This window comes from Burkholderia reimsis (assembly GCF_003294055.1).
Taxonomy (GTDB): Bacteria; Pseudomonadota; Gammaproteobacteria; order Burkholderiales; family Burkholderiaceae; genus Burkholderia; species Burkholderia cepacia.
The window spans coordinates 119,912-132,328 of the sequence record NZ_QMFZ01000027.1 but is presented as its reverse complement, the minus strand read 5'-3'; the positions used below and the strand labels follow the sequence as shown (position 1 = coordinate 132,328).

14 protein-coding genes are annotated in these 12,417 nt (G+C 61.3%); 4 read left to right on the top strand and 10 right to left on the bottom strand.

What is annotated here, in order from left to right:
* The 3 genes from DPV79_RS27720 to DPV79_RS27710 all read left to right on the top strand — a co-directional run.
* Positions 1–365 (top strand): GNA1162 family protein (locus DPV79_RS27720; RefSeq protein WP_165843581.1); only part of this gene is annotated, 365 nt, incomplete at its 5' end.
* 296 nt (positions 366–661) lie between these two features.
* Complete coding sequence (locus tag DPV79_RS43470; RefSeq protein ID WP_244321823.1) at positions 662–2,179, top strand: hypothetical protein; 1,518 nt, start codon at positions 662–664, stop codon at positions 2,177–2,179.
* 94 nt (positions 2,180–2,273) lie between these two features.
* Positions 2,274–2,687 carry a hypothetical protein gene (locus tag DPV79_RS27710; protein WP_113046996.1) on the top strand — a complete coding sequence of 138 codons (414 nt, stop codon included), beginning with the start codon at positions 2,274–2,276 and terminating at the stop codon, positions 2,685–2,687.
* A 49-nt stretch (positions 2,688–2,736) separates the two neighbouring features.
* Here DPV79_RS27710 and DPV79_RS27705 read toward each other — a convergent pair whose 3' ends face one another.
* Positions 2,737–4,107 carry a tyrosine-type recombinase/integrase gene (locus tag DPV79_RS27705; RefSeq protein WP_113046995.1) on the bottom strand — a complete coding sequence of 457 codons (1,371 nt, stop codon included), beginning with the start codon at positions 4,105–4,107 and terminating at the stop codon, positions 2,737–2,739.
* A gap of 415 nt (positions 4,108–4,522) precedes the next feature.
* On the opposite strand from DPV79_RS27705, the gene DPV79_RS27695 reads away from it, so the two are divergent.
* On the top strand, positions 4,523–5,740 hold the full coding sequence (locus tag DPV79_RS27695; protein WP_113046994.1) for a tyrosine-type recombinase/integrase: 1,218 nt from the start codon (positions 4,523–4,525) through the stop codon (positions 5,738–5,740).
* A gap of 621 nt (positions 5,741–6,361) precedes the next feature.
* On the opposite strand, the gene DPV79_RS27685 is transcribed toward DPV79_RS27695, so the two are convergent.
* The 9 genes from DPV79_RS27685 to DPV79_RS27640 form a co-directional block, all read right to left on the bottom strand.
* Complete coding sequence (locus DPV79_RS27685; protein ID WP_165843580.1) at positions 6,362–9,226, bottom strand: DUF927 domain-containing protein; 2,865 nt, start codon at positions 9,224–9,226, stop codon at positions 6,362–6,364.
* Positions 9,227–9,353: 127 nt separating this feature from the next.
* Complete coding sequence (locus DPV79_RS27680; protein WP_113046992.1) at positions 9,354–9,680, bottom strand: hypothetical protein; 327 nt, start codon at positions 9,678–9,680, stop codon at positions 9,354–9,356.
* A gap of 9 nt (positions 9,681–9,689) precedes the next feature.
* The gene (locus DPV79_RS27675; protein WP_011545898.1) at positions 9,690–10,037 is read right to left on the bottom strand and encodes a hypothetical protein; all 348 of its coding nucleotides are present in this window, start codon (positions 10,035–10,037) and stop codon (positions 9,690–9,692) included.
* Positions 10,030–10,242 (bottom strand): hypothetical protein, encoded by a 213-nt coding sequence (locus DPV79_RS27670; RefSeq protein ID WP_059488240.1) that lies wholly within the window; start codon positions 10,240–10,242, stop codon positions 10,030–10,032. Before DPV79_RS27670 ends, DPV79_RS27675 begins: the two co-directional genes overlap by 8 nt.
* Positions 10,235–10,537: a hypothetical protein gene (locus DPV79_RS27665; RefSeq protein WP_059856054.1), complete on the bottom strand. Its 303-nt coding sequence runs from the start codon at positions 10,535–10,537 to the stop codon at positions 10,235–10,237. The genes DPV79_RS27670 and DPV79_RS27665 overlap by 8 nt, the downstream gene beginning before the upstream one ends.
* Entirely contained in the window at positions 10,530–10,706 is a 177-nt protein-coding gene (locus DPV79_RS27660; RefSeq protein WP_111015460.1) for a hypothetical protein, read from the bottom strand. The genes DPV79_RS27665 and DPV79_RS27660 overlap by 8 nt, the downstream gene beginning before the upstream one ends.
* A gap of 364 nt (positions 10,707–11,070) precedes the next feature.
* A complete protein-coding gene (locus tag DPV79_RS27650; RefSeq protein WP_133295735.1) occupies positions 11,071–11,367 on the bottom strand; it encodes a hypothetical protein in 297 nt (98 codons plus the stop codon).
* A gap of 2 nt (positions 11,368–11,369) precedes the next feature.
* Positions 11,370–11,537, bottom strand: coding sequence for a helix-turn-helix transcriptional regulator (locus DPV79_RS27645; RefSeq protein WP_162631670.1), 168 nt, complete (start codon positions 11,535–11,537; stop codon positions 11,370–11,372).
* A 165-nt stretch (positions 11,538–11,702) separates the two neighbouring features.
* On the bottom strand, positions 11,703–12,236 hold the full coding sequence (locus DPV79_RS27640; protein ID WP_113046989.1) for a DNA-binding protein: 534 nt from the start codon (positions 12,234–12,236) through the stop codon (positions 11,703–11,705).
* Between the last annotated feature and the right edge of the window lie 181 nt (positions 12,237–12,417).

Below are 12,417 nucleotides of genomic sequence, written 5' to 3'. Positions count from 1 at the left end.
TGCGCGAGATCTTTGGAGCGGATGCGGCGCTTTACTCCAAGGTGACGCAGTATGGCTCCGTTTATCAGATCATCGACAGCACGACTGTGGTTGCGGCATCGGCAAAGCTCGTTGATCTGAAGAGCGGCGACGTGCTTTGGCAGGGCAATGGGCGGGCGACGGGTAAGGAAATGGGCAACAACGTCAACGTGGGCGCATTCGGGATCGTCGGCGTGCTGGTCCAGGCCGCTGTCAAGCAGGTCGCGCATTCGTTGTCGGATGAAGGCCATGCTGTTGCGGCGCTGACGAGCAATCGACTTCTGTCCGCTGGGCCGCCGAACGGCTTGCTGTATGGTCCGAGGTCGCCAAAGCACGGAACGGACTGAGAGCATCTTCCTGGTGTGAGCTCACACGGCGCTGTGTGAGCTCCTCATCAGAATCAGCGTAAGAGAATTGGATGCGCAGGTGCCGGGCAACGATCCGGCGTACAGGCGCTTGCGCTTGATGCGGCGGTGAGTTACCTCGCGACGCGTGGTGCGGTTGGCCCGTGAGCAAGTTGCTTCGGTTGGTTCCGATGTTCGATGGTTTCGACGAAACAATACCTTAGTCAGTTATGGCGCGTACGGGTGAACAGGCGTTCCAACAGGTTGCGAATACTGCAAAGGCAGCCGGCCTTACGTTAATGGCGTCCGAATGGGGCGGCGCCGACGCTTGCTACCTTTTCATGTGTTCAAAAGGGCACAAGTTTGAGCGGCGCGCAACTTCCATTCTGTATAAAAATGCGACCACGTGTCCCGAGTGCAAATGCGAAGCGCTGCGTGATCGATGGATGGCAATAGTCCAGGAGCGCGGAGGAGAGCTTGTCGGTGACGAATTCACGACCGTAGCAAGGCGTTATCGCCTGCGCTGTGCAAAGGGGCACGAATGGGAAGCGTTGGGGCAGCATATCGTCGCCGGCCGCTGGTGCCGCCGTTGCGTGGCTGAAGCCAACTCAGCACGCCTATTGGATCGGGAGGGGCTTGCCCGCCTGCAAGCAGCGGCACGGAGCAAAGGCGGTCGTTGTCTCGCGACGGAATATGTGGGTAGGGCGGCACGCTACGAAATGGAATGCTCGTGCGGTCACCGCTGGCAGACCAAAGGCGGGCTTGTTTTAGACGGTCATTGGTGTCCAGCGTGCGCGAGAAAGGAAAGTGCCGAACAACAGCGCAGATCCGATGGCCTACAGCGATTGCAAGCAGCTGCGGCGTCAAGAGGCGGCATTTGTCTGAGCGAAACCTATATCGGTCTGATGTCTCGATACAGGTTTCGTTGTGCAGCCGGCCATGAGTGGCAAAGCTTTGCCGGCGCAATATTGGGCGGGACATGGTGTACGGCATGTCGATTCGACGACGCGGGCGCGGTAGCGTTTGAGCGATTGCATGCCACTGTTACGGCACTGGGTTGGCGATGTCTCTCTGGCACCTGGGCCGGCTACAACGAGCGGTATGAATTCGAATGCGAGAAAGGCCATCGATTTACTCGCAATGCAATGGCGCTACTGTACCGAGGCGAGCAAGCTCGTTGTGAGGCATGCGATGCAGACGAGATTGAAGCACGTTGGCTGGCGACTATCACCGATCGCCGTGGCGTGCTCCTCAATGGACCGTTCAGCGGATTATTGAAACGTTACCGCCTCCGCTGTGCCGAAGGGCACGAGTGGGAGACGACTGGCGAGCTGATCCGTAGGGGCAAATGGTGTCCGGAATGCGGACGAGTGAAATCGGCAGAATGCAATGTTCTGGCCGATGGGCTTGCGAGATTGCAGGCGATTGCTTTACAGCATGGTGGCCGGTGCTTGGCTGCGCAGTACACGCGTAGTCGGGATCATTACCCGTTCGAATGTGCGAAAGGCCATCGATGGAAGGCGTCTGGACAAATGGTGGTGACCGGGCATTGGTGTCCGAAATGTGCGGGTCTTGCGCGACGTCTTACGCTCGAAACCATGCAGGCAATTGCGAGGGAGCGCGGCGGGCTGTGCCTGTCCGACGAATACCGAGGCGCACACGTGAAACTGACCTGGGAGTGCCATCGAGGGCATGTCTGGCAGTCGTCACCGGCGAACGTCAAGAACAAGGGGCGTTGGTGTCCCAATTGCGCGTTTCTTGAAATGACGAAGGACCCGAAGAAGCGTCTGAAGTGGGATTACGAGGGCAGGGACTGATCGGGTAAGCTGACTAGCTCAGGCAATGTGAAAGGGTAGGCAAGTGGGAAGAAGTACGATGCGACGTGGTGGGCGCGCTGGGCTGGCGAAAGAGATGTTGTTGCCGCTGTCGACTGGAAAGGTGCGATCGTTGTCGCTGGAGAACCATATGGCGCTGGCTGTGGTTCGTTCTGGAGACGGGGATTGTGACCAGGTCGTTTGCCTGCTACGTGTAGTCTATCTCGCGTTCTTCATGCGAGGCGAGACGGCTTCGGGTTCCGAACTGGACTTGTATCGGCGCGCAGAGGCTGCGCTAGATGCTTGTATTGCACGTGCAGAGCGTGGCGAAGCGTGGGCGCTTCGCGAAAACGAAGTGAGGGATGTTGAGCGGGTGTTGATCGCGCACGACGAGCAATTGGCCGCGGTGCCGAAGCACCGCTACCTCGCGGCATGGGATCGGATGCAACGATTTGTTGTGGGCACCGCCGGGCGGTCGCCGATTCCTGTAGCGGAAGTAGCCGTGTTATAGACCGGGCGAAGTATCAGTGAATGAGACTGCGTTGAGTGGCCGACGAAGTTTAACCTTCGAGCGTCTCGAACTGGATTTGCGCTTGCTCGAGTATCCAAGATTCGATTTTGCAATGCCACATGCGTAGCATGTCGAGGGGGCGACGACGGTAGTGTTTTTCCGCAAGAGCACTTGGTTTGTGGCCTTGAATTTGGGCTACAACTCCAACTGGAACTTCACACCACTCGGACAGAGTCCCGAAGGAACGACGCAGTCCGTGCAGGGTTACATGCGAGAGGCCCGCGGCCTGAATCGCTTGGTTGTGCGCGTAACGCGGCTCTTCAATATGTCCGCTTTTCGATGCGGAGCTTGCAAACACCCAGGCGGAGGGACTCCATGTCTTGCCTTCTGCTTGGAGGGCTGCAAGTACCGATTTGCTAGGCGGCGTGTCGTTGAGGCGCTTCAGCTCTCGAAGTAGCGACGCGTAATATGGGGTGAGCGGAATGACCCGGCCAGTCTTGACCTCGATCTTGTCATTTAGGCGGATGCTGTTCCATTCGAAATCTACGTCGTCCCAGCGAAGTTCGGCGAGCTCTTCGCGGCGAGGCCCATTGAGTAGAAGGCCTTGTAGGTATACGGAGACGACGAAGTTCGGAAGCGCTCGGACGGCTGTGAACCATGCGCGAAGCTGTTCGCGCTGCAAGCTGTCCCCTTCCTTCGTATTCGTACTGGGCAAGAGCGCTTTGACCTTCGTGGACGAGTAGCAATCACCAGGAATCAGGCCGGCAAATCTTTCTTGGCTATCGCACCAACGGACAAGCGCCTTGATGACTCGATACGCGTACGCAGCACTTGTTGGCCGTTCCGCCGTCTCAATCTTGAGCCATTCGGCCATTCCTGCACCATTTAGCTCCGTGAGCTTCACGCGCATCAACGAGTACAATGGTCCACGAGTGGTCGGTCCCTTGCCGCGTTTTTTGGCGTCGCCGCCAGCTGCGGACAGCTTACGGTGATCTTCGATGTACTGCGTTGAACGAGGGCGTTTTGTCTTCGGTGAAATTTGGGTGCGTAGGTCGTCCAGATACGCCTCCCACGCATCGGCAAAAAGCACGTCCTTCCGACGGGCTTCCATTTGTCGCGCTTCATGTGCGGCTCTTTGTTCCGCGCTGACTTCCCGAGGGTCCTTTCCGGCATCAATGAGCAGGGCAAGACGAGCTGCTTCTGCCCGAGCTTTGCCGAGGTCCCATGAACGAGGATCGCCAATTGTCACCCGTATGGTCTTGCCGAAGAGTCGCGATTCAAATACGTACGAGCGGGCTCCTGATTTCGTGACCCGCAGTCCCAACCCGGGACTTTTGGCATCCCAATGGATCGTCTGCTGTTTCCCGGCTTCGCATTGAAGCGAACTTACCCTTTCCGTCGTGAAATTCACCTTGGACATTACTGGCCCCGACATAACTGTCTTGAAAGGCTGCCTACACGTATCGATGTAGGCGGCGTGTAGGCAAATTATGGGATGCTTGATCAATCCGAGTCAACGAAATATCATCGGGTGTTCCTGGGTAAGCCTTTATTTTTCTTGGTCGCAGTGCCTACATGGATTTAGGTCAACCTCGAAGAACATCAAAGCTCTGTGATTTGTAATCATCAGGTGGCGGGTTCGAGTCCTGCAGCCGGCACCAAACACTAGTTTCAAGTAGTACCCGGAAGTCCCAAAACCCGCGTCCAGCCTAGCGCTGACGCGGGTTTTTTGTTTCAGGACGTCCCGTGAGAGGCCGGGGCATCCCCAAAATTTGGGGGTAAGATTCGGGGTATGACTTCCGGGATTTGGGGGTATGCCGTACCCCCGACGAACAATGAAAACCAAACCTCTTACCGACGCCAAGTGCCGCAACGCTAGATTCGATGAGGCCGGGGGAAACAAACTCTTCGACGGCGGCGGCCTGTATCTCGATCTGCGCTCCAGTGGTTCGAAGAAATGGCGGCTCAAATACCGGTTCAATGGCAAAGAAAACCTGCTGACGTTCGGCGACTATCCAGCGACGTCGCTCGCTGATGCTCGGTCGAGGCGTGACGAAGCGAAGCGGCTGTTAGCGGAAGGGAAGAACCCTGCGTTCGAGCGTGATGTCGAGAAGCAGACTCGCGCCATTGCCGCACAGAACACCTTCGAGGCCGTCGCGCTGGAGTGGTACGAGGCGCAGCAAGCGACATGGAGCGCTTCGCACGCGAACCGAGTCAAGAAACAGCTCGATCGCGAGGTGTTTCCCCTGATCGGCCAGCGCCCGATTTCCTCGATCGGCGCCCCGGACTTGCTCGCGGTCATTCGACGAATCGAAGGACGAGAGGCGTTCGAGACGGCGCGCAAGACGTTGCAGACATGCGGCCAAGTCTTTCGCTATGCCGTTGCAACGAGCCGTGCCGAGCGAGATCCGTCGCCGGACCTGCGAGGCGCATTGAAGGCGGTGCCCGTCAAGCATATGGCGCGAGTCGGCGAAAACGAGCTGCCGGAGTTGCTTCGCTCGATCGCTTCCTATGAAGGCGAGCCCGAGACCCGGCTCGCTCTGCGATTCCTGGCATTGACGTTCGTTCGCACCATCGAGCTGCGGCAGGCCGAGTGGACGGAGATCGACTTGGAGCGCCGAGAGTGGCGCATTCCGGCCGAGAAGATGAAGATGCGCCGCGTGCATATCGTGCCGCTCGCCGAGCAGACGATCGCGCTGCTTTCCGAGCTGCGCGCGCTGACGGGCCACCGTCGCTGGCTGTTCCCGAACAGCCGCAGACCGTTGCAGCAGATGAGCGAGAACACGATTCTGTACGCTCTATACCGGATGGGTTATCGCAGCCGTATGACCGGGCACGGGTTCCGTGGTCTCGCTTCAACGATCTTGAACGAGAAGGGATTCAATTCCGACTGGATCGAGCGTCAGCTCGCCCACTCGGAGCAGGACGGGGTGCGGGCGGCATACAACCATGCCGAGTATCTGTCGGAGCGCCATCGAATGATGCAGTGGTGGGCGGACTATCTCGACAAGCAGAGTGGGGCGCAGATCATCCCGATCGCGGCGGCAGGATAGATCCGTGCCGCTGCGAGTATGACCCCCTTCCATGCGTCCCCCACCAGCAAAACGGACACGGCCTAGGCATAGGGTAAGCCGACGATTTGGCCCCTTATTATTATGTGTCCCCCCTATGTTTGCCGTCAGTAGAGAAAAGACGCGGGTGTGAGCCCCCGCGTGTTTGCCCTAGACGCAGGGTCCCCCGCTTTCCGGCCACCCCGACACTTGCGGCCGGCGCAACAATGCCCGATCGGGGCGCATCGTGGACACCCCCCTCCAAAACACGCTTCTGATGCCCGTCAAATCCCGGAGAGCCTTGCCCCGTCTAGCTTCGCGGTCGATACAATCGGTCGACACCTGTCCGCTCAGTGCAAAACGAGTTGGAGAGTTGGAGATAAACGCCCGAATCGGCCGCAAAGCCTTGTGGGGTAAGGCTTCGTGTGTCTCCAAACGATTTGGAGAACGCTGGAGATACTGGAGATAAACCGGGCTGGATTGTTACATCCTCAGCAAGAGTCGAGGCAACCGCCGACCCGGTTCCATCTGGAGCGTATCGCTCAAAGTAACTTTGACGCACGGGCCAAAAGTGCCGCGCAAAGGGATGCCCGCCACCGCCCTCCCGGACGGCGGCGGTGCAGCTTAGATTTCGAGTGAGAAGATGGACGGCAGGACGCGATAGACCATGAGTTTCTTTGTCATGCCGGGAATATGTTCTTGTCGATACGGACGCCCATCGCTACGCAACATCAGCACACCCCGCTTCATCAAAGCCTTCTCGACGATCCTATGGTCGTAGCCGGCGCATACTTCCTTGCGAAACACGGTTGACTCGATCAGGTATTCCGTCTCGACGCTTTCCGCGTCTTCGGCACTCATCTTCTCGCCGAACTCAGCGTAATACGCTTGATCCGACTCGATGGCGATGCTGCTCTTGTCGTGTTTCACGAGTCGTTTCCAGCCCGCACGGTGCGGCGCGTTCGGCCGATGGTCGTCCTGCGCCCGGTTCATCCACACGAAACGGTTGTCGCCGTGTGCGACGAGGAAGTGCAGCACCTGTCGCACCGCATCCGCTTCGTCCGAGTTGCCCGTGCCGCCGCGCAGTTCGAGCCAGCCTTCGAAGCAACGACGCGCGGCCTCGACCGCTTCGCCCTGCGGCCAGCCGGTCAGCCCGTGAGCCGTCGCCAGCTCGCCGGCCACCGCAACGAGGCAGAACCGCTTGGCGACGCGCGCGACCTGCGAATGCGAGCCGTCCGGCACCCATTGCCCGACAAGCTCGTCGACGCGCATGCGCAGATGCTCGGCCAGCTCGCCGGCCTGCGACGACGCCCACTCGATGAACGCGGGGCCGGCCGTGCCGTAGTGCATGCCTGCGTGCCGCTCTAGATGCTCGATCAGCGCGGCCGGCGTCGGGAAGCCGTGCAGCTTCTCCACGACGCCCATTTCGCCGACCTCGGCCGGGATCGCGGGCAAACGCACCTCGATACCGCCTTTCATGGGCTTGTTGCCCTCGGCCATCAGCGTGGACACGCTCTTTTCGCCGTTCGACAAGAACAGCAGCCGCCACGTGAGAACCGGCTTTGCCGAGCCGCTACGCGACGCGCGAGCCTTGCCCGACTCGTTCGCGAGCATGTAAATCACATCTCCGACCAGGCGCGGTTCCACCTGTCCGATTTCATCGAGGATCAGCAGCGCGTCGCTATGCTGCGTGGCGACGGCTTCGAGCGCGTTGTCGGTCGCCTTCCAGCTCCGCACGTAGTCCGGCGAGCCGAACACGGACGCGGCGATGACGCCGCCCGTCGACTTGCCCTTGGACGTCGTGCCGAGCAAGTGAAAGCCGCCCGACTGGAGCCCGGAGAAGTGCAGCAGCGGACCAGCGAAGGCGGTAGCGACGCAGAACAGCAGCCGGCTATTGCCGACGCAGTAGGCTGCGACCTCGCGTCGCCAGTCATCCAGCGTGCCGCGCTCCTTGAATTGGCTCTGGATCGGTGTGTCGGCCTGATAGATCAGCGCCTCTTTGCCGGTGCCGATGACGCGATCGGGCAACACGAACGCGCCGTGATGCCAGCCGACGCGCGGCACGCAGCGCACGCGCTCGTCGGGCTGCGCCATCTGCACATAGTTCGCGATCTGCGTCCGGGCGATCTGCGTCACGCCGAGCTTCACGCCCATATCGAGCAGCATGCGGCGCAGCTCCGTACCGTCGCCGGCAAAGAGGCCGGCCGGCACCGCCCACCGCTTCAGGATGCCGTCGCGGTCGGTGAATTCGAGCAGGTAGCCCCACTCGCTGTTCATCTCGTTTCGCGTCTCCGCGATCACATCGATTCGCGTGCTGACCCAATGCGGCGGCAGCGGATCGCCCTGATTGTTGAAGCCGTGAAACCACACGCCCTTGTCGTCGACGACGAACCGCGACTTGCCGTCCTGCGCGCGGGCCGTTTTCGGGCGCTTGGCGGGCTTCGCGGCGGCTGGGGCGGCCTTGGGCTTGCCCGCATCCGGCGAGCCGATAGGCGCGAGCGCAGCGCGCACGGCGGCGGCCACCGCATCCGGGCCGAGGTGCGCAGCCAGGTCGTTGAAGTCGGTGCCGGCCGCTGGGCGGTTCGGACCGAAGTCGGGCACGGCGACGATGCCGGCAACGGCCTCGGCCGCCGCGCGCGCCTTCGTCATGCCCGGATTGCCCTTCGTCGTGTGATCGTCGTCGGCGCATACGACGATGCGCGCGTCCGGATACTGGCCGCGCAGCGCCGTCGCCACGGCGTGCAGGTTGCCGGCGTCGAACGCGACGGCGGCCGGATAGCCCGTCGCGGCCGCGAGCGTTGCGCACGTGGCGTAACCCTCGCCAATCAGCAGCGTGGCCGGCGTGGAAGGCAGCGGGCCGCCGATCAACGAGAAGCAGCCGGCCTTGCGGCCGTTCGGCAGATAGCGTTTCTGCCCGTCCGTCAGGACGAACTCCAGCGTCCACAGCTTGCCTTCCGCGTCACGGGCCGGGATGACGAGTGCGCCGTCGCATGCGGCCGTGCCGATGCACAAGGCGCCGCGATAGACGCGCAGCGCGTCGACCGGGATGCGCTTGCGAACGAGATACGGATGATCGGCCGGCGCGGGCTCGGCCGTCGACCAGATCGATTCGGCAAGCGCCGACGCGGCCCGCTGTTTCTCGGTCAGCTCGGCGAGCTCGGCCGCTTCGCGGGCCGCGCGCTCGGCTTTCTGCCGCTCGCGTTCCGCTGGATCGATCGGCTTGGCTCGATGCGCGCGCGGATCGAAGCCGCCTTGCTTGGCAAGGTGAAACAGCGTGTTGATGGTGATCTTGCCGCCCTTGAACGACTTCCACACATCGCGCGCGTCCTTACCATTGTAGTTCTGCGCGCCTTGGCTCCATTCGTTCCAGAGGGCGAAGCCCTCCTCGCCAAACTCGGCCTTGAGCGCCATCCCCACCTGACGCCACGTGTCGCGGTCGTCGGGCGGAACATAGCCGAGCGCGACTCTCGCCCGCTCGAATTCGGACATGGGTGCGTTACTCATAGGTTCCCACTGGACGCGCGTCGGTCGGCTTCCGATTAGTAGTCCATATCGGGCAAGCAGCTACCCGACGCGCGAAGAATTGAATGATTCGATGATGCCTAGCGGCGGAGCATCAGCCGGTCGCGCGAGGCACCGACAGAACCGCCCCGCCGGCCGTGACGTCGTTGCTGTAGACGTAGCGGCCGAGCCGCGACTCGCCAAGGGCGTCGTTGGCCGCCTCCAGCGCCGCGCCGATCGACGGCAGGGACGCGCGGAACAGGCTCAGCACAAGCCAGTAGTCGTCGTCGGACGTGGCCTTGTCAGCCGCCCAATGCAGGCTGTCCAGCAGCTCCATGGCGTCACTGATCCGCGTGCCGATGCGGTTACGGTCGGGACGGTTCACCTCGGCCACGAAGTGCGACGCGAGCGGTTGCACGGCGTTCTTGTTCGTCTTTGCCATGACCGCCCCTCAGTGCGTCGTGCGCGGTTCGCGCGTGACGAGGCCGAGCGCCGCAAACAGATGCTGCTGCACGCGCCCCATCAGGCCGGCCGCGAACGCTTGGCGGCTGATCGTGACGCGATGCGCGTCGACGTCGCCTGCGTCCTGCATGGCGGATTCCATGCCGCGTGCGAACGCGGCGGCTTGATGCGCCGCGTAGTCGTGCAGTCGCACATCGCCTTTCAGGTCGAGCCACGCATCAGCGCAGATCGCGCCCAGGTCGACGGCGAATTGCAGCTCGATCGGAGCGCCTGTATCGAGCGGCGGCGCATTGTCGAATCCATTGATAACCGCGGTTCGGATGCGTTGGTCAGTCATGGCACACCTCCGGTTGCGCCGTGCGGCGCATTTCGGCGGAATACCGGCTCGCAACGCCTTGCCCCATGTCGACGAGCGAGCGCTCGTAGGTGCCCTCGGGAAGATGCGAGCGCACGGCATCGAACAGCGCTTCGAGGTGGGCGAACTGATGGGCCGCACACATGGCGACCATCGCGGCTTCGTTCGGCAGGCGGAATTCAGACATGGCGCACCTCCAGAATCGACGCGAGGAGTTGCCCGACGTCGATCGCGTAGTCCAGCTCCGCTTCGCCGCGAATCGGCGTGAGGTTCCAGTCCTGGACAGCCGCATGCGTGAACTCGCCGAATCGCCGGTCGTAGACGCCGCGCCCCGAGACGGGGCCGCCCAAGATTCGCACACGCCAATCGTGATCGGGCGTCGGACGAGCCGATGCCACCTCGACCAGCATGCCGACACGCGAGCGCGCATCGCACTTCGTGACGATCGCCAGATCGCCGATCTTGCAGCGCAGGTCAGCCATGACGCACCTCCGCACGGACGAGCGCCGCGATCGCAGCCAGCGCCGCGCCGGTTGCGTCGAGCGCGTCCTGATACGTGCTGGCGGTTGCCGCGTCGCGCAGTGCTGTGCGGACGATGGATTGAATGAGGTGGGATTGCTGCCCGGTATGGGCGTGCGACGACTGGCGCATTGGGTGCGACCTCCTTTGGGATTGGCTACAACCCGCTCCCCGGTTCCAATCGGGGTGGGCGGGCACATGACGGGGTTGGAACACCGGACCAAAGGAAACCGGCACGGCCGAAGCCGTCCCCGCCAAGGCCCGCCCATAGAAGAAGGCGCGCGAAGGCGTGCGGACGAAAAAATACCGCCTGAGCGGCGGTTGTCCGCCTTTGGATTCGGGGTTCCACGCCCGGCCGCTGTTGTCTCAGCGACGGTCACAGGATACTGCGCACCGCCGCAATGCGCAAATCGAGGAAGGGACAGCCTAGAGGCAACGGCGTGACGCGGCCGACTCGCCGTGCCCTTCATCACGGCAAAGTGACTTTGGTGCGACGTCATGCAGGGGCCTTCGGATCGAGGAGAAATACCGCGATCTTGATGACGTCGGCTGCCTTTTTTAATCTAGAAGGCATGCGCCGACCATCGATCTCGAAAATGGCGGCCGCAGCCATCATGCCGCGAGCCGCTTCCTTACGATCCGTATCAACACAATGCTCGTGCGCCAACGCGTAGCGCTCGTGTTGATGCTCGACCAATGTCCAATAGTGCTGGACTTCGGCAGCCTTTTGCGTCGTACGCGCGGACTCCAAATCAATGGCAGTTTGATCCGCAGACTTGGTCGTGTCGCTCATGCTCATGCCTCACCTCGCTTCGCGCGAGTCACGAGCCACAACTCTACGTCCCGTTCGAGCCAGCCAACGGCACGAACGCCGAGTGCGATTGGCCGAGGAAACGTTCCTGCCTGAATTCGGCGATAGATTTCGCTCTTGCTCAAACCGACACGCTCAATAAGCGGTCGCATGCGGACGACCCGATTGCCGGACGTTGACGACAGATTTTCCATTCAAGCTCCTCATCTCTAGGAACCGTGCGGGACTGCACGGGCTAATACGAAGCTTGAAGCGAGATACGCGACTACCGTATCGATAATCGCGTTTCGGTTGCGTCAAACAAGACGATCGATACGTCAGTCGCGTTTTTCATGCTTTAACCCACTGAGCCAGTTTCGCTTTACCTTGCGCACGTGATCTGCCGTAACACCAAGTCGCGCGGCGATCTCTGAGCAAACGTGACGACCTTGGATATCTTCGCCATTGCGTCGCCGTCGAGTCAGTTCAGCTGAGATCTTCGTATTTGTCGCCCCTGCAAGTCGGGCCGCTTGGGCCGGCTTGATAGCCTTGCGTCGCTTTTGCTTAGCTTGTTCTTGTCGCTCTCGTTGCTCCACCTGAAGCGTGGCAAAGCGGGCCTGCAACACGTCATGCTGCTCGGTAATCTCTGCAATCTGCATATGCAATGCATTGATTCGCCCTACGAGCGCGGTTTCGGTTTCACGTCGCGCGTAGTGCACAACAGCTTCCAACGCGCTCCCGTTGAAAAGCTCGTGTTTCATCAACTCTTGTGCCGCGCGCGGGTTGCCCGAATCGACGCACTTGACCAGCAAGCCCGCGAGCAATCCTATGGCTTCACCTACCGGGACATTCGGCGGGATGAGGTCCCGCATTTGGCCGAACGGGCTTTCTCCGCCATCAGCAGCAAAAGGCTGCGACGCTCGTTGCTTTGCAGCAACTGCAGCGACAGAGAGGAGGCTTCTGGCGCGAGGAACTGGGCGCCGCGGGCGGGAGCCGGAGTGCAGTTTCTGTCTGGGAGTAGGTCGAGAGGTATTCGTACTTGGCAATAGTGCA

Bases quoted from the DNA above. Each gene is read 5' to 3' on its own strand.
- DPV79_RS27645 (WP_162631670.1), bottom strand. From the start codon at position 11,537: ATGCGACCGCTTATTGAGCGTGTCGGTTTGAGCAAGAGCGAAATCTAT.
- DPV79_RS43470 (WP_244321823.1), top strand. From the start codon at position 662: ATGGCGTCCGAATGGGGCGGCGCCGACGCTTGCTACCTTTTCATGTGT.
- DPV79_RS27660 (WP_111015460.1), bottom strand. From the start codon at position 10,706: ATGCGCCAGTCGTCGCACGCCCATACCGGGCAGCAATCCCACCTCATT.
- DPV79_RS27685 (WP_165843580.1), bottom strand. From the start codon at position 9,226: ATGTCCGAATTCGAGCGGGCGAGAGTCGCGCTCGGCTATGTTCCGCCC.
- DPV79_RS27705 (WP_113046995.1), bottom strand. From the start codon at position 4,107: ATGTCCAAGGTGAATTTCACGACGGAAAGGGTAAGTTCGCTTCAATGC.
- DPV79_RS27670 (WP_059488240.1), bottom strand. From the start codon at position 10,242: ATGTCTGAATTCCGCCTGCCGAACGAAGCCGCGATGGTCGCCATGTGT.
- DPV79_RS27665 (WP_059856054.1), bottom strand. From the start codon at position 10,537: ATGGCTGACCTGCGCTGCAAGATCGGCGATCTGGCGATCGTCACGAAG.
- DPV79_RS27695 (WP_113046994.1), top strand. From the start codon at position 4,523: ATGAAAACCAAACCTCTTACCGACGCCAAGTGCCGCAACGCTAGATTC.
- DPV79_RS27650 (WP_133295735.1), bottom strand. From the start codon at position 11,367: ATGAGCGACACGACCAAGTCTGCGGATCAAACTGCCATTGATTTGGAG.
- DPV79_RS27640 (WP_113046989.1), bottom strand. From the start codon at position 12,236: ATGCGGGACCTCATCCCGCCGAATGTCCCGGTAGGTGAAGCCATAGGA.
- DPV79_RS27675 (WP_011545898.1), bottom strand. From the start codon at position 10,037: ATGACTGACCAACGCATCCGAACCGCGGTTATCAATGGATTCGACAAT.
- DPV79_RS27710 (WP_113046996.1), top strand. From the start codon at position 2,274: ATGTTGTTGCCGCTGTCGACTGGAAAGGTGCGATCGTTGTCGCTGGAG.
- DPV79_RS27680 (WP_113046992.1), bottom strand. From the start codon at position 9,680: ATGGCAAAGACGAACAAGAACGCCGTGCAACCGCTCGCGTCGCACTTC.